Source organism: Micromonospora sp. WMMD1155 (assembly GCF_029581275.1).
Lineage (GTDB): Bacteria > Actinomycetota > Actinomycetes > Mycobacteriales > Micromonosporaceae > Micromonospora.
Window position 1 is genome coordinate 3,077,238 of the sequence record NZ_CP120742.1, and the last position, 19,304, is coordinate 3,096,541.

Here is a 19,304-nt window from a genome sequence, read left to right on the forward strand (position 1 = left end):
CACGGGAGGAACTGGCGAGTCAGGTCATGATGGCGGAAGTTGTGCCAGCTGGACGAGGCGTACGCCCTCCCGCCGGGTGACCAGTCGACCACGCCCCGGCGGCAGCGGTCCGGGTCGCACCGGCCCGACCAGTGCGCCCTCGTCCGGGCTGCCCGCCATCACCAGACCGGCGGTGGACAGTTCCCGCAGCCGCTGCACGATCGGCTCGTACTGGGCGCGGCCCGCGCCACCGGATCGGCGGGCCAACACCAGGTGCAGCCCGACGTCGCGGGCGTGCGGCAGGTGCTCCTCCAACGCCCGCAGGGGGTTCACCGGGCCGGCCGCCACCAGGTCGTAGTCGTCCACCAGCACGAACAGCTCCGGCCCGGACCACCAGGAGCGGTCCCGCAGTTGTTGCGGGGTGACCTCCGGCCCGGGGGCCCGCCGCTCCAGGTAACCGGCGGCCGACTCGATCAGCTCGGCGGTGTGCGCGGCGGCGGTGCCGTACCCGATCAGGTGCGGCGTCTCGATCGCGCCGAGCAGACTGCGTCGGTAGTCGACCAGGATGACCCGGGCCTGCTCGGGAGTGAACCGCGTGATGATCGACGTGGCCAGCGCCCGCAGGAACGACGACTTGCCGCACTCCGAGTCACCGAAGACCACGAAGTGCGGCTCGGTGGCGAAGTCGAGCAGCACCGGGCGCAGGTCCGCCTCCGCGATCCCGATCGGCAGCCGCAGGCCGGTCGTCGCGGCGAGGTCCAGGTCGGCGTACGGGAGCACGGGCGGCAGCAGCCGGACCCGGGGCGCCGGAGGACCGGCCCACCCGTCGGCGGCCCGCTTCACCAGATCCGCCGTGTCCCCGGTGGCGGCGAGCTGTGGCACCGCGGTCAGGAAGTGCAGGCTCTCCGCGGTCACCCCACGGCCGGCGCGCTCCGGAACGTTCGCGGCGGCACGCCTCGCCACCAGCGAGTCGGACGGGTCGCCGAGGCGCAACTCCAGCCGTGAGCCGAACAGGTCCCGGATCGCCGGACGGAAATCCAGCCAGCGCAGCGCGGTGGCGACCACGTGCACCCCGTACGACAGGCCCCGGGTGGCCAGGTCGGTGACCAGCGGCTCCAGGTCGTCGTACTCGCCTCGGACCGTGCTCCACCCGTCGACGACCAGGAACACGTCACCGAACGGATCGACGCCCGGCTGGTTGGTCGCCCCCGCTGCGGCACGGCGCTGCCGGTACGCGGCCATCGACTCCACGCCCAGCTCCGCGAACCGGCGTTCCCGGTCGGCCAGCAGTGTGGTCATCTCGCCGACGGTGCGCCGTACGGCCGTCGGGTCGGCCCGACCGGCGACCCCGCCCACGTGCGGAAGGTCGCGCAGCGCGGCCAACCCGCCGCCACCGAAGTCCAGGCAGTAGACCTGCACCTCGGCCGGTGTGTGGGTGAGCGCCAGCGCGCAGATCAGCGTGCGCAGCGTCGACGACTTGCCGCTCTGCGGCGCGCCGACCACCGCCACGTGCCCGGCCGCGCCGTCCAGGGCCAGCCAGAGCAGGTCCCGGCGCTGCTCCAACGGTTTGTCCACCACGGCCAGCGGCACGCCGAGCGCGCCGTGCAGCTCCGGGTTGCCCACGGTCAGGCCGCGTGCCGGGTCCACCTCCACCGGGCCGAGCAGCTCGTCCAGGGTCGGCGGATCACCGAGCGGCGGGAGCCAGACCTGGTGTGCCGGCGGCCCCTGCCCGACGAGCCGGTCCACCAGCAGGTCGAGCAGTGTCTCCCGGCCCTCCTCCTCGGCCACCACGGGCACGACCGGGGTCGCCGGCTCGGGCACCGGTACGGCGTGCGTGGTGAAGGTGAGCAGCCGGGCACCACCCTCGACGGTGGTGCCGGCCGTCGCGGTCCGCCGACGGACGGCACCGGAGACGTACGCGGCCTTGAACCGGGCCAGCGGGTCGGTGCCGGCGCGCAGGTAACCGTGCCCCGGCGAGCGGGGCAGCTCGTGCGCGTCCGGTACCCCCAGCACGGTGCGGGACTCCAGCGCGGAGAAGGTCCGCAGACCGATCCGGTACGACAGGTGGGTGTCCAGCCCGCGAAGCCGTCCCTCCTCGAGTCGCTGACTGGCGAGCAGCAGGTGCACACCGAGCGAACGGCCCAGCCTGCCGATCTGCACGAACAGGTCGATGAAGTCGGGCTTGGCGGAGAGCAGTTCGGAGAACTCGTCGCAGATCAGCAGCAGGGACGGCAGCGGGGCCAGCGGCGTGCCGCCCGCCCGGGCCCGTTCGTAGTCACGCACGCTGGCGAAGTTGCCGGCGCGCCGGAGCAGCTCCTGGCGGCGGACCAACTCCCCGTTGATGGCGTCGACCATCCGGTCGACCAGGGGCAACGCGTCGGCCAGGTTGGTGATCACGGCTGCCGTGTGCGGCAACCTGTCGAACGAGGCGAACGTGGCGCCGCCCTTGAAGTCGACGAGCACGAAGTTGAGTTGCTCGGAGCTGTGCGTGGCGGCCAACCCCAGCACCAGCGTGCGGAGCAGCTCGGACTTGCCGGAACCGGTCGCTCCGATGAGGAGGCCGTGCGGTCCCATGCCGTCCTGGGCGGATTCCTTGAGGTCCAGCTCGATGGCACCGCCGTCGGTGCCCACCCCGATCGGCACCCGCAGCCGCTCCCGTGGCGAGCGGGGCAGCCAGCCCTGTTCGGCGGTGAAACTCTCCGGGTCGCCGAGGCCGAGCAACTCGGGCAGGCCCAGGTCGGCCTGGAGTGGGGAGTCGGGCCCCCGGGCCGCACCGGCGAGCCGCAGGGGGGCCAACCGTCGGGCGACCGCCTCGGCGTCGGCGAGGTCGAGCTGGTCGGCGGTCCCGACCTCGGCATGCCCGTCGGACGACCACGAGTGCAGGCGTCGGCCGTGCACCTCCAGCAGCAGCGCGTACCGGTCGAGCAGCCGAGGCGGTGGAGTGTCCAGGTCCAGCACGGTGACCGCGTCGATGCCGCCGTCGCCGGTCAGGTCACTGGCGCCGGTCAGGTCGCCGCCGTCGAGGACGACCACCACGTGCGGGCCGTCGGTGGCCGGGCCGGTCGGGCTGAACCGGGAGCGGCTGGCCAGCACGTCGGCCAGCAACCCCTCCAACTCGGCGGCGGAGCTGGTCACCAGTCGCAGCGGGCCGAGCGCGTCGGTGCGGCTGGGGTGGTGGGCGTGCGGCAGCCACTTCACCCACTCCCAGCAGGCCCGGCGTTCCGGTCCGGCGCAGACCGCGACGAGCAGCTCGTCGGGGGCGTGGAAGACCGCCAGCTGGGTCAGCACGGCCCGGACCAACGCCTGCGCCGCCGGGTCGCCGGTGGGCGGGCCGGCGGTGGTGGTCGGGGTGCCGCCCCCGGCGCGGCCGACGGGTCGGACGTGCACCCGGGCGAAGCTGCGCAGCGACAGGGCCACCGGCAGGTCCGGCACCACGGAGTACGCGTCCAGGAAGCGGCGCAGCGCACCGGCGGTCATCGGCTCCAGTTCCTCCAGTGGCCGGGTGACCGGTGCGACGAGCGGGGTGGCCAGGGTCTGCGGCCCGACGGCGACGCGTACCACGGCGAAGTCCGGGTCGCCGGGTCGCCGCTCCCAGACCCGGTGGCTGTCCACCGTCGACCAGAGTCGCCCCGGGTCGGGGTGCCGGTAGAAGAGCCCGGCCCGCTGCTGGCCGGCGGTCCGCCGCACCCGCCGCCGCAACGTGGCCAGGTGCCGCAGGTACTCCCGGCGGGCGGCCATCATCTCGGACTTCTTCGGGGTGCCGGAGGCGCTGCCCCAGGAGGTCACCAACATCGCCAACGAGGACAGGCCGAACATCCCGCCCACCACGTACGAGTAGGCGCCGCCACCCCGGCCGAACATCATCGCCATCGCGACCGTGCCGCCGAGCATCGGCAGCAGCATGAGCATCTGCTGCCACCGCCCACCGACCACCACCGGAATCTCCGGAGGGGCCTCGACCGGCAGCTCACCGGCCGGGATCTCCGGCGCCGGTCGGCGCGGCGGACGCTTGATGACGACAGTGGACACTCGGCCTCCTGACTGCGCTGGGTAACCCGAGCCGGACTCATGGTAGGTAAAGTCCTGTCGTCCGCGCAGCCTCCGATCCCCCTCGATATGGAGACAAGTCGATGACTACCGGGCTGGCCCGCGTCACCATCAGCGCGCCGCAACGACGGGTGGACGTCGCCCTGCCGGAGCAGGTGCCCCTGGCCGAACTGCTGCCCGACGTGCTCCGGCACGCCGGCGTCGGGTTGGCCGACGACGGCGAGCAGCACGGCGGCTGGGTCCTGCGCCGTACCGACGGCGCGGTGCTGGCGACCGCCCAGGCGCTGCTGCCACAGGGCGTCCGCGACGGCGAGGTGCTGCACCTGGTGCCGGCCCGCGCGCACTGGCCCGAGCTGGAGTACGACGACGTGGTCGAGGCGATCGCCGACGGCGCTCGCCGCCGAGGCGGCGCCTGGTCACCCACCGCCACCCGGATCGCGGGCCTGGCCGGTGCCGCCGTCCCGCTCGCCGTCGGTCTGCTCGCGCTGTTCACCGCCGGCCCGACGCAACGGACCGGCTGGCTGGTCGCCGCCACGGTCGCTCTCGTGCTCACCGCGGCCGGCGCGGTGGCCTCCCGCGCCAACGGTGACGGGACGACCGGGGCGACGCTCGGCGGCTACGCCTTGCCGTACGCGTTCACGGCCGGCGCCCTCGCGGTCGGCTCCGGTGACCCGGTCGTGCCGTTCGGACCGGCCCGCTGGGTGGGCGCCCCCGAACTGCTGGCCGGCTCGGTGGCGCTGCTGCTGGCGGCGTTGATCGGCCTGCTCGGAGTGGCCAGTCGGCTCCGGGTCTTCGTCGCCGGCGTCACGGTCGGCCTGGCCGGTGCCGGGGCCGCGCTCGGTGGGCTGCTGCTGACCTCGGCGGGTACGGCGGCGGTGCTGCTCGGCGCGCTGGTCTTCGCCGTCGGCGTGATCCCGCTGCTGGCCATCCGGCTGGGCAAGCTGCCCCTGCCGCCGATCACCCTGCCCGCCTCGACGACCGGGGACGATCCGGTGCGGGTCCGCGATCTGCCGGACCGGAGCCGGGTGCACGCCGCGGTGATCCGCACCGAGGAGATGCTCACCGGCATGTTGATCGGGCACGCCGTGTCGGCCGTGGGCGCGGCCCTCGTACTCGCTGTGGTCGGTGGAACCGCCGGCCGGGTTCTGGTGGCCGTCACCTCAGCCGTGCTGCTGCTGCGCTCGCGAGTGTTCGTGGCGCTGCGGCACCGCGTCCCGACGGTCCTCGCCGGGCTGGCCGGCTACGCGCTGCTCGGCGCCGTACTGGTCGGCCGGGTGGACGAGCCGGGACGGCTCGCGCTGGTCCTGGGCGGTGCGGTGCTGGCCCTGGTGACCGTCGCCGCCGGCACCGGGTACGCGCGCCGGCCGGTCTCGCCGTACGTCGGAAGGGCCGCCGACCTCACCGACGCGGCCCTGGTGGTCGCCGTGGTGCCGGTCGTCTGCGCGGTGCTCGACCTGTACGACCGGGCCCGGGGGTTGCTCGGCTGAGCGGCCCCCGGGCCCGGTGCGTCAGGTCATGTCAGTGGATGGTCTCGCCACGCGCCTCGGCGTCCCTGGCCCGCTGGTAGGAGGCCTGGATCTCGGCCTCGGCCTCGGTGCGGCCGACCCAGGTCGCGCCCTCCACCGACTTGCCGGGCTCCAGGTCCTTGTAAACCTCGAAGAAGTGCTGGATCTCCAGCCGGTCGAACTCGCCGAGGTGGTGGATGTCGCGCAGGTGCTCCTGGCGAGGGTCCTCGTAGGGCACGCAGAGGACCTTGTCGTCCCCGCCCTTCTCGTCCGTCATCCGGAACATGCCGATGGTGCGGCAGCGGATCAGGCAGCCCGGGAAGGTCGGCTCGGGGACCAGCACCAGGGCGTCCAGCGGGTCGCCGTCCTCGCCCAGCGTGCCCTCGATGAACCCGTAGTCGGCCGGGTACTGAGTCGAGGTGAAGAGGGTGCGGTCCAACCGGATTCGGCCGGTCTTGTGGTCCACCTCGTACTTGTTCCGGTGACCCTTGGGGATCTCAACCGTAACGTCGAAATCCATCTGCACGCTCCCTCGTCTGCCCACGCTGGCTAACGGAACCACTGGCGCCCTCCGGACAGGTGAATGCCCACCCGCCGACTCCGGCCGCCGCATAGTCTTCGGACCGAAGTAGTGTCACCCAAGCCGATTTTCGCTGGGGGAGGAGGGGGTCGTGGGGAGGGAAGATTCACACTACCGCCCGGACGGGGGCTCCGCGCACGGTACCGGACGATCCGGGTCCGGTGGTGCGACGGGCCGTGTCCCGGTGCCCGAGGCCCACCTACCCCGGACGCCCGAGCCGGTGAACCAGGTGCCGGAGGCGTCCCCCGAGCGGCCCCCGCCGCTACCCTGGCGCCCGCCGGGCGGATCGCCACCCCCCGGCCCGAACAACGGCCGCTTCCCGGTGCTCGGCGGTGACCGACCGGCGAGCGGGAACGCCTCGGTCCCGGTCAGCCCGGCGACGGGCGGTTCGCCGCGGGGCAGTGCCTCGGTCCCGGTCAGCCCCGCCTCCGGCGGTTCGCCACGCGGCAGTGCCTCGGTCCCGGGCAGCCCCGCGCCGGTCAGTCCGGCGTCCGGCCACCCCCGGAACGGCCCGGGCGGAGCCCCGCCGCTGGGTCCGCCGATCTCCGCGCTGCCCGCGCCCGCCGACGCCGCGCCGGCACCCGCACCTGTCCCGCCGAAGCGTCGTCGGCGCCTACCCGTGGTGCTGGCCGTCGTGTTGCTGCTCGTGCTCGCCGGCGTCGGAGTCGTCATCACCCGACCCGGCCCGGTCGCCGGCTGGCTGGGCGACGACGCCGGAGCCGGCCCCACGGCTGCCGGGGTGAACCCGGATCCCGATCCGTCGGACGTTTTGGCCGGCCCGGACCAGAATGCGCCGTTGCCCACCGCCGACGGGGTTCGTGCCGTGCTCGACCCGCTGGTCGGCGTCGCCGCCCTCGGCAGCCGGGTGAACGTCTCGGTGGCCGACGTGATCTCCGGCCAGACGCTGTTCGCCAAGGGGGCGGACGACGGCACGGTCCCCGCCTCGGTGACCAAGCTGGCGACCGGGGTGACGGCGCTGGCCGCCCGTGGGCCCGGCTACCGGATACCCACCCGCGCGGTGGCCGGTGCGAAGGCCGGCGAAGTGGTGATCATCGGGGGCGGCGATCCCACCCTGGCGATCGACAAGAAGGGCTACTACCCGGGGGCGGCGCGCCTGGACGACCTGGCTGCCCAGGTGCGTACCGCGCTCGGCGGGGCCACCCCGACCAGCGTGACGGTCGACGGCTCGGTCTACTCCGGCCCGGTCTACGGCCCGGGCTGGGACGACGACATCCCCACCGGCGGGTCCGGTGGCGCGGTGACCGCTCTGATGACCGACGGCGCACGCAGGGATCCGGGGGTCGACCACGGGGCGGCCGAGCGGTTCGCCGAACCGGACCTGGCCGCGGGCAAGGCGTTCGCCCGGTTGCTCGGGGTGCCGACCGACGCCGTGAAGCGCGGCACGGCGCCGGCTCCGGCCCAGGCCGCAGCCGGTGGCACTCCGGCACCCGGTGCTGAGCTGGGGGTGGTGCAGTCCCCGCCGATGATCCGGCTGGTCGACATCATGATCAGCGAGAGTGACAACCTGGTGGCCGAGGCGTTGGCCCGCCAGGTCGCGTTGGCCCGCAACCAGCCGGCCTCGTTCGACGGTGGCGCCGCCGCGATGGACGCGCAGGTGGCCGAGCTGGGCCTGCCCGCCGACGAGATCACCCTCTCCGACGGCAGCGGGTTGTCCCGCCGCAACCGGATCAGCCCCTCGCTACTGACCGACCTGGTCCGGCTGGCGGCCAGCCCGGACCATCCGGAGTTGGCGGGTGTGTTCGGCGGTCTGCCGGTGGGCGGCTGGTCCGGGACTCTGGACGAGCGCTACCGGAACACCCCCGGGACCGCCGCCGGGGCGGGCAGCGTCCGCGCCAAGACCGGCACGCTGACCGCCGTGCACTCCATCGCGGGTCTGGTCACCACCGCCGACGGTCGGTTGCTCACCTTCGCCGTGCTCACCGACCGGGTGCCGGGCGGGAAGGAGACCGCCCAACCGGCGTTGGACCGGATCACCGCCGCGCTGGCCGGCTGTGGCTGCGGCTGACCCGGGTCGTCCGGCCGAAGCCGTCATCGGCGTCGATCGAGGACGCGAGGCCGGGCCGGGGTGTCGCGGCGCGGGTACGGTGGGTTCATGGCGCAGTTCGTGGACTGGGATCTGGCCGCCGCCACCGCGGGGGCGCTGAGCAAGTCGGGCCCTCGGGTGTCGTACGCCGAGGCCACCGACGTGGTCGGCGACCTGCGCCGGCTGACCGACGAGGCGGCCGGGCACGTGGCCGACTACACCGGGTTGACGGCGCAGGTGTCGCACCCGCCGGTGCGGGTGGTCGACCGCCGCGACTGGGCCGCGACCAACATCGCCGGCCTCCGTGAGGTGATCACCCCGCTGGTGAGCCGGCTCTCCGGTGACAAGCAGCCGGGCGCGTTGACCGAGGCGATCGGCTCCAGGTTGACCGGGGTGCAGGCCGGGACGGTGCTGGCCTACCTCTCCGGCCGGGTGCTCGGCCAGTACGAGGTCTTCTCTGCTGACCCGGGCCAACTGCTCCTGGTCGCGCCGAACATCGTCGAGGTGGAGCGCAAGCTCGGTGCCGACCCTCGGGACTTCCGTCTCTGGGTCTGCCTGCACGAGGTGACCCACCGGACCCAGTTCACCGCCGTTCCGTGGATGCGGGCCTACTTCCTGAGCGAGGTGCAGGCGTTCGTCGACGCCTCGTCCAGCGGGAGCGAGCACCTGGTCGAGCGGTTACGGCGCGGGGTGGCCACCCTGTCCGAGGCGGTTCGTGATCAGGACAGCCGCACCAGCGTGCTGGACATCGTGCAGACCCCGGCGCAGCGGGCCGTGCTGGACCGGCTCACCGCGTTGATGACCCTGCTGGAGGGGCACGCCGAGTTCGTCATGGACGGCGTCGGCCCGCAGGTGATCCCCAGCGTGGAGCGGATCCGGGCGTCGTTCAACCGACGCCGGGAGGCCGGCAACCCGCTGGAGAAGGCGATCCGCCGGCTGCTCGGGGTGGACGTCAAGATGCGCCAGTACGCCGAGGGGCGCAAGTTCGTGCACGGTGTGGTGGAACGGGTCGGCATGGAAGGGTTCAACTCGATCTTCAACTCGCCGCTCACCCTGCCGCGACTGTCGGAGTTGGGCGACCCGGACGCCTGGGTCGCCCGGGTGCACGGCCCGGCCGGTACCATCCCGGCCGCCGGCTGACCACCCGCCGGTGGCCGCGCTCGCCCCGCCGGTGGCCGCGATCCGGGTGGCGGTCCGCCGTGCTCTGACCGGCCTGCCCCCGGACGGGCCGGTCCTCGTCGCCTGTTCGGGCGGTGCCGACTCGCTCGCCCTCGCGGCGGCGACCGTGTTCGTGGCACCCCGGCTGGGTCGCAGTACGGTGCTCGTCACCGTCGACCACGGCCTGCAGGTCGGGTCCGCGCAGCGGGCCGAGGCGGTGGCCGCCTGGGCCCGTGGGGCCGGTTTCACCGCCGCGTCGGTCGCCCGGGTGGAGGTGGCGGGGCGTCCTGGTGGGCCGGAGGCGGCTGCCCGGGAGGCCCGGTACGAGGCGCTGACCGAAGCCGCCCGGCAGCACGACGCGGTCGCGGTGCTCACCGGGCACACGCGTGACGACCAGGCCGAGACGGTGCTGCTGGCGCTCGCCCGGGGCGCCGGCCCGCGCGGGCTGGCCGGGATGCCGGCCCGGCGGGAGCTGGAGGGGGTGCCGCTGTTGCGTCCACTCCTGGAGATCGGTCGGGACCAGACGCGGGCCGCGTGCGCCGTGCTCGGGTTGAGCCCGTGGCAGGACCCGCACAACACCGACCCGTCGTACGCCCGCTCCCGGGTGCGGGCCGACCTGCTCCCGGCGTTGGTGCGGGCGCTCGGGCCCGGCGTGGTGGACAACCTCGCGCGTACCGCCCGGTTGGTGGCGGCCGACAACGCCGCCCTCGACGAGGTGGTGGCGGCGGCGCTGACGGCGGCTCGACACCCCGACGGAGGGCTCTCCGCGCCGACGCTGCTCGCCCTGCCCCCCGCGGTACGCGGCCGGGTGCTGCACTCCTGGGCCCGTGAGCTCGGTGCCCTACCGGGTGCCTTGTCGCACCGGCACGTGAGTGCCCTGGACGCCCTGGTCACCGCCTGGCGCGGGCAGGGCCCGGCCGACCTGCCCGGCGGCGTCCGGGTGCTCCGCCGAGCCGACCGGTTGTCAGTCGTCCCGCCCGGCTGAGCTAGTTGGCAGTCGTCCCGCCCGGCTGAGCTAGTTGGCAGTCGTCCCGCCTGGCTGAGCTAGTTGGCAGTCGTCCCGCCCGGCTGAGCTAGTTGTCAGTCGTCCCGCCTGGCTGAGCGGCCCGGTCAGCCGCTGTGGGCCCGGTCCCGGAAGGTGGTCCGGTAGCTGTGTGGGGTGGCACCGACGCGGCGGCTGAAGTGGTGACGCAGTGCCGCCGCGTCGCCGAAGCCGGCCTGGTCGGCGACCGCTTCCACGCTCAACGGGGTCTCCTCCAGCAGCCGTCGGGCCAGCAGCACCCGCTGGTTGGTGAGCCAGTCGTGCGGGGTGGTGCCGGTCTCGGCGCGGAACCGGCGGGCGAACGTACGCGGTGCCATGCCGGCACGCGCGGCCAGCTCCTCCACGGTGATCGTCCGGTCCAGGTGACCCATCAGCCACTCCAACACCGGTTCCAGGGTGGGTGCCTCGGGTGCCTTCGGGATGGGCGCCTCGACGTACTGGGACTGCCCGCCGTCACGGTGCGGCGGGACCACCATCCGTCGGGCCAGTCGGGTCGCCGTGGCCGAGCCGTGCTCCTGGCGGATCAGGTGCAGGCAGGCGTCGATGCCGGCCGCCGTGCCGGCGCTGGTGAGCAGCCGACCGTCCTGGACGTAGAGCGAGTTGCACCGTACGCGGGCGCGCGGGTGGCGGGCCTGCAACTCGTCCACGTGCCGCCAGTGGGTCGTGCACTCCCGGTCGTCGAGCAGCCCGGCCTCGCCGAGCAGGAAGGCTCCGGAGCAGACGCTGAACAGGTACGCGCCACGCGCGTCGGCGCGGCGTAGCGCGTCGAGCACCGGGCCGGGGACGGTGGTGGTGCCCTGGCTGTGCGCGGGGACGGCGACCAGGTCGGCCTCGTCGACCGGGCCGAGGTCGGCGTGCGGGGTGAGGTGGAACCCGGACGAGGTACGCACCGGAGCGCCGTCCGGGCTGCACACCTGGAAGCGGTAGCCGGGGAAGCCGTCGGCGGTGCGGTCGGTGCCGAACACCTCGGCGAGCACGCCGAGCTCGAACGGGGCGACCTGGTCCAGGGCGAGAACGGCGACGGATCGGAGCATGTGACGAGGGTAACCCGACCGGTGGCAGTAAATCGATGGTCAATGGCATTCCTGCCACTGTCCGGGTGATTCGAGGAGGCGCAGACTGGTCTCAGTCCGGTGCGCACCGGCGGCGAAACCGACAGCAACCATGCGAAAGTGAGCGCCGCCATGGAGTTCCTGTTCCTTCTCCTGTTCCTCGTCCTGCTCGCCGCCGCCTCGGCGGCCGGACTCACCGCGGACAGCCACGATTCGGCCGACTGGAAGCCGAGCGATGGCGGTCGTCGATGGCGTTCCCGCACCAACTGATGTGATTAGCGAGATTTGCGCAGAAAATCCTCGGCGGGACCGCGCCGAAAGGTGCGGCCCCGCCGACGAAGGCCAACCGACGTACGGCAGGCTAGGAGTCATGGCTGACGGCTCCTGGTACGACGCCGACATCGACCACGTGATCATTTCCGAGGCGCAGATCCGCGAGAAGACGGCGGAGCTGGCCAAGCAGGTCTCCGCCGACTACGCCCACGTGGGCGACGGGCTGCTGCTGGTGTGCGTACTCAAGGGTGCGGTGATGTTCATGGCGGACTTCGCGCGGGCGTTGGGCCGCAACGGCCCGCCGGCCGAACTGGACTTCATGGCCATCTCCTCCTACGGCCAGGGCACCACCTCGTCCGGGGTGGTCCGCATCCTCAAGGACCTGGACCGGGACATCGCCGGTCGGCACGTGGTGGTCGTCGAGGACATCGTCGACTCCGGGCTCACCCTCTCCTGGCTGCTGCGCTACCTGGAGTCGCGCTCGGCGGCGAGCGTCGAGGTGGTCGCTCTGTTCCGCAAGCCGGACGCGGTCAAGGTGCCGGTCCCGGTGAAGTACGTCGGCTTCGACATCCCCACCGAGTTCGTGGTCGGGTACGGGCTGGACTTCGGCGAGCGCTACCGGGAGCTGCCGTACGTCGGCGTGCTCAAGCCCGAGGTCTACGCGCGCTCCTGACTCCCCCTTCCCGGCCGGCGAGCCGGCCCGGAGACGGCGTGAGGCCGACTCGCATCGGCATCCATCAAGCCGACGTTCAGCGCGCTCTCAGGTGTTGCGGTTACCGTGGACCACGGTGGCCCGGAGGTTAATCCGCGCCCGACCCCCTCGACCGCGTGACCGGGCGTTCGGGTGGCCGGGCCGGACTCCCCGCCACGCCGGTTCCGATCCGGACCCGCCGCACGTTGGTTGCGGGGCTGGTGGGCCTGCCCACGGTGCGTGCCGATACCGAAGGTGCGCCGGTGCGGGGCTCGCCAGCTCGCTCCTCGCGTGCGCGGGGCGGTTCGATGGTGCACGACTGCGGGGCTCGCAAGCTCACTCCTCGCGTACACGGTGTACCGTCGAATGACCGCGGCGCGGCAGTTTTCGCGCCTCGGGGTCGAGCCGGCCCGCACGGCGGCTCCGGCCGCCGCTCACGCGGCGACACCATCAGACGGTCAGGACGTCGATCAGGAGGATGCGGGCGCCCCGGCGCTCGACAACAGTATGGAACGTACGCGTTTCTTCCGCCGACCGGTGGTCTGGATCATCCTGGTCATCCTCGGCGCCGTTGTGCTCAGTCAACTGTTCACCGCTGGTCCCAGCTACCACCGCGTGGACACTTCCGTTGCGCTCGATCAGCTGCACACCGCCAAGATCAATAAGGTCGTCTTCCAGGACAAGGAGCAGACGGTCCAACTGGACCTCGCTCAGAAGACCAAGTTCGGCAAGACCGAGACCGACCGGATCGAGGCCCAGTTCCCGTACCAGGCCGGCGACCAGATCTGGAACGAGGTGCTGGACGCCAAGGCGGCCAACCGCGTCACCGGCCCGGCCGACGTCAAGGTCTCCTCGGACAGCATCTGGGTGAGCCTGCTGGTCAACCTGCTGCCGATCGCGCTGCTCGTCCTTCTGCTGCTGTTCTTCATGTCGCAGATGCAGGGCGGCGGCTCCCGGGTGCTCAACTTCGGCAAGTCCAAGGCGAAGATGATCACCAAGGACACCCCGAAGACGACCTTCGCGGACGTCGCGGGTGCCGAGGAGGCCGTCGAGGAACTGCACGAGATCAAGGACTTCCTGCAGAACCCCGCGAAGTACCAGGCTCTGGGCGCCAAGATCCCGAAGGGCGTGCTGCTGTTCGGCCCGCCCGGCACCGGCAAGACCCTGCTGGCCCGCGCGGTCGCCGGCGAGGCCGGGGTGCCCTTCTACTCCATCTCCGGCTCCGACTTCGTGGAGATGTTCGTCGGTGTCGGCGCCAGCCGGGTCCGCGACCTCTTCGAGCAGGCCAAGGCGAACGCCCCGGCGATCGTCTTCGTCGACGAGATCGACGCCGTCGGTCGGCACCGTGGCGCCGGCATGGGCGGCGGTCACGACGAGCGCGAGCAGACGCTCAACCAGCTCCTCGTCGAGATGGACGGCTTCGACACCAAGGGCGGGGTCATCCTGATCGCCGCCACCAACCGGCCGGACATCCTCGACCCGGCGCTGCTGCGCCCGGGCCGTTTCGACAGGCAGATCCCGGTGGACGCCCCCGACATGGAGGGCCGCAAGGCCATCCTGCGGGTGCACGCCAAGGGTAAGCCGTTCACCCCCGACGTCGACCTCGACTCGGTGGCACGGCGCACCCCGGGCTTCAGCGGCGCCGACCTGGCCAACGTGATCAACGAGTCGGCCCTGCTCACCGCCCGCAAGGACCAGCGCGCGATCACCAACGACTCGCTGGAAGAGTCGATCGACCGGGTGATCGCAGGTCCGCAGCGGCGCACCCGCGTGATGAGCGACCAGGAGAAGAAGATCACCGCGTACCACGAGGGTGGGCACGCGCTGGTCGCCTGGGCGCTGCCGCACGCCGCGCCGGTGCACAAGGTGACGATCCTGTCGCGTGGCCGTTCGCTGGGCCACACCCTGGTGCTCCCCACCGAGGACAAGTACACCCAGACGCGCGCCGAAATGATCGACACCCTGGCGTACGCGCTGGGTGGTCGGGCCGCCGAGGAACTGGTCTTCCACGAGCCGACCACCGGTGCCGGCAACGACATCGAGAAGGCCACCCAGTTGGCCCGCGCGATGATCACCCAGTACGGCATGAGCTCCAAGCTCGGCGCGATCAAGTACGGCACCAGCGGAGACGAGCCGTTCCTCGGCCGCAACATGGGCCACGAGCGGGACTACTCGGACTCGGTGGCCGCCGAGATCGACGGCGAGATGCGGGCACTCGTCGAGCTGGCGCACGACGAGGCCTGGGAGATCCTGGTGGAATACCGGGACGTCCTGGACAACATCGTGCTGGAGCTGATGGAGAAGGAGACCCTCTCCACGGCCGACATGGCGCGGATCTGCGCCCGAGTGGTGAAGCGCCCGCCGCTGGCCCCGTACAACGGCTTCGGCAAGCGCCAGCCCTCCACCGAGCCGCCCGTGCTCACCCCGGCGGAGAAGGACAAGCTCAAGGCGCAGGCCCAGGCTGACGGCGCGCAGGCGTCGGTCGGCGGTGGGGCGCCGTCGAACAACTCGGACGGCACGCACTGAGCAACGACCCGACGGCCAGCTCCCCCCACCGGGAGCTGGCCGTCTCCGCGACCGAACCCGACGGCGACGACGAGCTGGACTACGTCGCCGCTCGACTGATCAGCGGCAAGCTGACCGGCCGCCCCGTCGAGGACGCCGTCGACCTGGGCCGGATCGAGAAGGCCGTCCGCGAGATCCTGATCGCGGTCGGCGAGGACCCGGACCGCGACGGCCTCCAACAGACCCCGGCCCGGGTCGCCCGCGCGTACGCCGAACTCTTCGCCGGGCTGCGCGTCGACCCGGCGCAGGTGCTCAGCACCACCTTCGAGGCCAACCACGAAGAGCTGGTGATCGTCCGGGACATCGACGTGATGAGCCTCTGCGAGCACCACCTGCTGCCGTTCCGGGGCAGCGCGCACATCGGCTACATCCCCGGCCCGGACGGGCGGATCACCGGCCTGTCCAAGCTCGCCCGACTGGTCGAGGTCTTCGCCCGTCGACCCCAGGTGCAGGAGCGGCTCACCTCGCAGGTCGCCGACCTGCTGATGAGCAGACTCGCACCACGCGGGGTCGTCGTCGTGCTCGAATGCGAGCACATGTGCATGGCGATGCGCGGCATCCAGAAATCCGGTGCCAAGACCATCACCTCAGCGGTACGCGGCATCCTGCAGACGGACTCGAAGTCGCGGGCCGAGGCGATGGCGCTGATCATCCCCCGCTGACACCCCGACCGACACCGGCCGGCCGATCCCCTCCGGGGCGGCCGGCCGGTTCCGTTCCTGCCCCAACCGCGCCAGGCGAAGCCCTCGCCCGGTCAGCCGGCGAGCACGGCCAGCAGCAGACCCGCCGTGACCAGCACCGCCGGCACCAGGCACACCAGCGCGCCGAAGCGGACCGTGCGGTCCAGCCGCTCCGCCGGGCCGACGCGGAACAGCCGCCCGATGCCCAGCCAACCGGCGACGAACGCGACCGCCGGCATCGGCAGCCCACAGATCAGCGCGGCCACGGTGGCCGGCCCGATGCCCGTCGCCGCGTACACCGCGACCTGGATCAGCGGCACCAGCAGCGCCAACGGCCCGTACACCAGGAGGTTGCGCGCCCGGACCGACCACGACCCCGGCCGGAACCGACGGCGCGTGCCCAGCGCCGTGTCCGCCGCCTCGGCCCGGCCCCGCGCGGCGCGCAACGCCGCCAACACCGCGGCCGGGCCGCCCGCCATCGACCGGGCCGCCTCGGTCAGCTCCGGCGGCGACGGCACCAGCGAGATCGCCGGTACGCCCAACTCCCGCAGCCGCTCCTGCTGACTCGCCAGCCCGGTTCGCACCACGGTCAACTCCTCCCGGGCGGCCTCCGCCGACCGGGCCTGCTCACCGGCTGCGGCAGCCGCGCTGCGGCGTACCCCGTCGAGCTGACGCGCCGCGGCCAGGTACTCCGCCCAGACCGTGCTCGGCTCGACCGCCGTCGGCGTGACGTCTCCGCTCGCCGACGCGGCGCGCTGCCGTCCCGGCCCGGTCACCGTCGCGTTCGGACCCACCTCGACACCTCCCGCTCGCGCCATCGCGTCAGCCGGTCTCGTCCGCGAACGGCACCAGGACCCGACCCCGCTCGTCGGGGCCGTCCCACAGCACCGCCCGGTCGGGGCGGACCCGCCACTCCACCGGCCGCCCGAAGACGGCGGTGAGCTGCGGGACCGGCACGTCCAGCACGACCACGGCGGCCAGCTTGTCGACCTCACCCGCCGGCTCGAACAACGCGGCGAACGGCGGCACCGCACGCCACCAGCCCAGCAGGTGCCTCCCCGCCGGCGGGCCGTCCCGCAGCAACGCCCGGAGCCGGTCCACCGGCAACTCCCGGGGACCCGGCCGGTCCAGACCGAAGACCACCAGGTACGTCGGCAACTCGTCGGCCGGGTCCGCCAGCAGCGTCGACAGGTCCACCATCTCGGCCGAATGCCGGGTGGCCAACTCGGCGGTCAACGCCTCCGCCAGCGCCCGCGAACTCGGATCCGGTGCCGCCACCAGGAAACGAGCGCTCCCCGGAGGGTGATGGTCGGCGGTGCTCCGGGCCGCCGTCGCCAGCAGCCCACCCGCCGCGGCACCCGACCCCAACACCGCCAGGTTGCGCCCGGCCGCCGGCCCCAACGGCACGGCGACAGTCGAACGGGCCACATCCACCGCGCGGCCCAGCAGGGCGGCCGGGCCGTGCGCCTGCCCCGCCAACGCCGCCCGGTGGCGCGGGTCGTTGCTCAGCAGGGGCCGGGCGTAACCGGCGAAGACCACCGGAGGCGCCGACCCGGCCGGGCGGGCCGCCCACAACTCGTGCCGAAGCTCCTCCACCACCTCCGGGTGGTCCTGCGGGTCCGGATAGCGGATCAACCGTTCGTGACCCCGGATCGCACCCCGAGGCCCGCCGAGCCCACCGGCGGTGTTGACCACCGCGCTGCCCACCGGCAGACCGGCCGCCGAGTCGTTCGTCGGCTCCAGCACCGGGCTGCCGCCCGGCAACGCCACCCGCACCGGAAACTGCCCGAGCACCGAATCCCGGTGGCCGGCATCCGCGCGGGCACTCAGCCCCAGCTCGCCCGCCCCGGCCAACACCAGGTGCACGCCGAACGCCCGACCGGCCCGGGCCAACCCGTCCAACTGGGCCGCCACCTCGGCGGCCAGTCGATCCCGTTCGGCGAAGAGCAGCGGCACATTCTCCAACACGCACACGATCCGCGGCAGCGACTGATGCTGACGCAGCTCCGCGAACCGTTGCCCACCAGCCCGCGTCGCCGCCTCCGCCCGCCGCCGCACCTCGGCCGTCAACTCGTCGAGCAGATCCCGCACGTACTCCCGGTCGGCGGCCATCGCCGCAGCGCGCACCTGCGGAATCCACGACCGGTCCCGCTCGGTCTGCAGGAACTCCACGAAGGACTCACCCTCGCCCAGATCCGCCAGGTAGAGCGACAGCTCGTCCGGGCCGTACCAAGCGGCCAGGCCCAGCAGCGCGGTGGTCAGGAAGGCGGCACGACCCCCCGCGGAACGACCACTCACCAACCAGTGCGGCGTCAGCTCGGTGAAACCCAGGGGCACCGACCGACCCCCGGCATCACCGACCGTGGTCGTCATCCCGTCCACGGACTCCGACTCCCACAGGTGCTCGCCCGTCGCTGGCAGCAGAGCCGCCAACGCCAACCGCGAACCCGCCTCCACCTGCTCGGCCAGCCGTCGACAGACCGCGCCCACCAACTCGGCCGGCGGATCCGACTCCACGAAGACCGGTGAGTTCAACCCGCCCGGCGGATCCGCGCCCGGCCCGGCGAAGGACGCCCCCGGCGGATCACCGAGCAGCGCGTACGCGTTGCGCAACGCCACAGCCGTGGTGCGCGGCAACGGTGCCCGGACCGCGTACGGACCGGCCGGCGGCCAGCCGGCCACCACCAGGTGCAACCCCGCCGCCGGCCCCTGCTCGGCCAGCGCCTCAAGCCGCGCCAGATCACTCGGACCAGTCGACTCCGGCATCGCCGCGACCACCAACAGCAACGTACGGTCGTGGCGACGCCGGCCACTCGCACCCGGCGTCACCCACTGCTCCGCCTCGGTCAACACCGCGCGCAGGCCGGTCACGTCCACCGCAGGCGGCGGCAACAGACCGGCATCGGCGAGCGGACCGAACGACGTCAGCACGACACCGGTGGCGTCCACCGCGCGAACCAACAAGGCACCCGCCGGTGTCGCACCCAACAACCGCAGGAGTACGGCCCGAAGCAACCCCGCCACCCGCGGCTCCCGCGCATCCGCGTCCACGCTCAGATGACCGGTGCCCACCAACGGCACCAACGCGGGGAAACGGGCATCATCCAGCGGCGCCGCCGTGCCGACCCGTACGAACGGCGGCGGACCGTCACCCGCCGCGGTGTCCACCGTCAGCGAATTCAATGCCGCACCCGACCAGCCCGGAGCCAGCCGTGCGGCAACCTCCCGCAGACGATCGGCCACCTCGTACTGGCGGCGCTGATCGGCCGGGGCCGGTCGCGTCTCGTCCAGGATCCCCGCGGCAGCGGTAGCGACTGCCGCCGCCCGACGGTGCAGAGCTGCGGCGCGGTTCGTACGTGCCTTCGGACCGGCCACCGCGTCCACCCCCTCTGCCCGAGGTTGGCAACCCCTCCCGAGCAGAGACGGTATCCCAGCCGGCTCCCCTCCTCCGGGAGGTGCCTCGGCGGTGCGCCAGGGATGTCGTGGATCTCACCGGTGGGGAGGGGTCCGTCACGATCCGCTGGATCCGAGGCATTGGCTCCGGGGCGTCCAGCCGATAACTTCAGGAGGTGGAATCAGTGCAGCCCCCCGCCGGTTCCCAGGTCTCCCGCGTACCGGCCCAACGGGCACCGTCCGAGCAGCTGCCGCCGGCTGCGGCACCACCGGCGCCGCAGCCGCCGCGCCGCCG

General features: G+C 73.1%; 13 protein-coding genes. 8 read left to right on the forward strand and 5 right to left on the reverse strand.

Translation table 11 applies throughout. The features are described 5' to 3' along the window. Positions 1-24 precede the first annotated feature (24 nt). Entirely contained in the window at positions 25-4,008 is a 3,984-nt protein-coding gene (gene eccCa, locus O7617_RS14000; RefSeq protein WP_282264008.1) for a type VII secretion protein EccCa, read from the reverse strand. A gap of 101 nt (positions 4,009-4,109) precedes the next feature. On the opposite strand from eccCa, the gene eccD reads away from it, so the two are divergent. Further along, positions 4,110-5,513, forward strand: coding sequence for a type VII secretion integral membrane protein EccD (eccD, locus tag O7617_RS14005; RefSeq protein WP_282264010.1), 1,404 nt, complete (start codon positions 4,110-4,112; stop codon positions 5,511-5,513). A 31-nt stretch (positions 5,514-5,544) separates the two neighbouring features. On the opposite strand, the gene O7617_RS14010 is transcribed toward eccD, so the two are convergent. Beyond that, complete coding sequence (locus O7617_RS14010) at positions 5,545-6,051, reverse strand: inorganic diphosphatase (RefSeq protein ID WP_282264012.1); 507 nt, start codon at positions 6,049-6,051, stop codon at positions 5,545-5,547. 610 nt (positions 6,052-6,661) lie between these two features. Between O7617_RS14010 and dacB the strand changes: the two genes are divergently transcribed. From dacB to tilS, 3 genes are all read left to right on the forward strand, one after another. Then, positions 6,662-8,137: a D-alanyl-D-alanine carboxypeptidase/D-alanyl-D-alanine-endopeptidase gene (gene dacB, locus O7617_RS14015; RefSeq protein ID WP_348774195.1), complete on the forward strand. Its 1,476-nt coding sequence runs from the start codon at positions 6,662-6,664 to the stop codon at positions 8,135-8,137. Between the two features lie 87 nt (positions 8,138-8,224). Beyond that, positions 8,225-9,295, forward strand: a complete 1,071-nt coding sequence (locus O7617_RS14020) for a zinc-dependent metalloprotease (RefSeq protein ID WP_088991339.1) — start codon at positions 8,225-8,227, stop codon at positions 9,293-9,295. A 10-nt stretch (positions 9,296-9,305) separates the two neighbouring features. Beyond that, on the forward strand, positions 9,306-10,298 hold the full coding sequence (gene tilS, locus O7617_RS14025; RefSeq protein WP_282264016.1) for a tRNA lysidine(34) synthetase TilS: 993 nt from the start codon (positions 9,306-9,308) through the stop codon (positions 10,296-10,298). A 125-nt stretch (positions 10,299-10,423) separates the two neighbouring features. Here the strand turns inward: tilS and O7617_RS14030 are convergent, their stop codons facing one another. Then, positions 10,424-11,389 (reverse strand): helix-turn-helix domain-containing protein, encoded by a 966-nt coding sequence (locus tag O7617_RS14030; protein WP_282264018.1) that lies wholly within the window; start codon positions 11,387-11,389, stop codon positions 10,424-10,426. A 138-nt stretch (positions 11,390-11,527) separates the two neighbouring features. Between O7617_RS14030 and O7617_RS14035 the strand changes: the two genes are divergently transcribed. The 4 genes from O7617_RS14035 to folE all read left to right on the forward strand — a co-directional run bounded on the left by O7617_RS14035 (position 11,528) and on the right by folE (position 15,598). Beyond that, the gene (locus tag O7617_RS14035) at positions 11,528-11,677 is read left to right on the forward strand and encodes a hypothetical protein (RefSeq protein ID WP_282264947.1); all 150 of its coding nucleotides are present in this window, start codon (positions 11,528-11,530) and stop codon (positions 11,675-11,677) included. A 100-nt stretch (positions 11,678-11,777) separates the two neighbouring features. Beyond that, positions 11,778-12,353 carry a hypoxanthine phosphoribosyltransferase gene (hpt, locus tag O7617_RS14040; RefSeq protein ID WP_030328005.1) on the forward strand — a complete coding sequence of 192 codons (576 nt, stop codon included), beginning with the start codon at positions 11,778-11,780 and terminating at the stop codon, positions 12,351-12,353. A gap of 525 nt (positions 12,354-12,878) precedes the next feature. Continuing rightward, entirely contained in the window at positions 12,879-14,897 is a 2,019-nt protein-coding gene (gene ftsH / locus O7617_RS14045) for an ATP-dependent zinc metalloprotease FtsH (protein WP_282264020.1), read from the forward strand. Between the two features lie 35 nt (positions 14,898-14,932). Further along, the gene (gene folE, locus O7617_RS14050) at positions 14,933-15,598 is read left to right on the forward strand and encodes a GTP cyclohydrolase I FolE (protein WP_282264734.1); all 666 of its coding nucleotides are present in this window, start codon (positions 14,933-14,935) and stop codon (positions 15,596-15,598) included. 92 nt (positions 15,599-15,690) lie between these two features. On the opposite strand, the gene O7617_RS14055 is transcribed toward folE, so the two are convergent. Together O7617_RS14055 and O7617_RS14060 are read right to left on the reverse strand one after the other, a co-directional pair. Continuing rightward, positions 15,691-16,392: a hypothetical protein gene (locus tag O7617_RS14055; RefSeq protein WP_282264735.1), complete on the reverse strand. Its 702-nt coding sequence runs from the start codon at positions 16,390-16,392 to the stop codon at positions 15,691-15,693. Positions 16,393-16,438: 46 nt separating this feature from the next. Further along, positions 16,439-19,000 carry an FtsK/SpoIIIE domain-containing protein gene (locus tag O7617_RS14060; RefSeq protein WP_282264022.1) on the reverse strand — a complete coding sequence of 854 codons (2,562 nt, stop codon included), beginning with the start codon at positions 18,998-19,000 and terminating at the stop codon, positions 16,439-16,441. Positions 19,001-19,304: the final 304 nt, after the last annotated feature.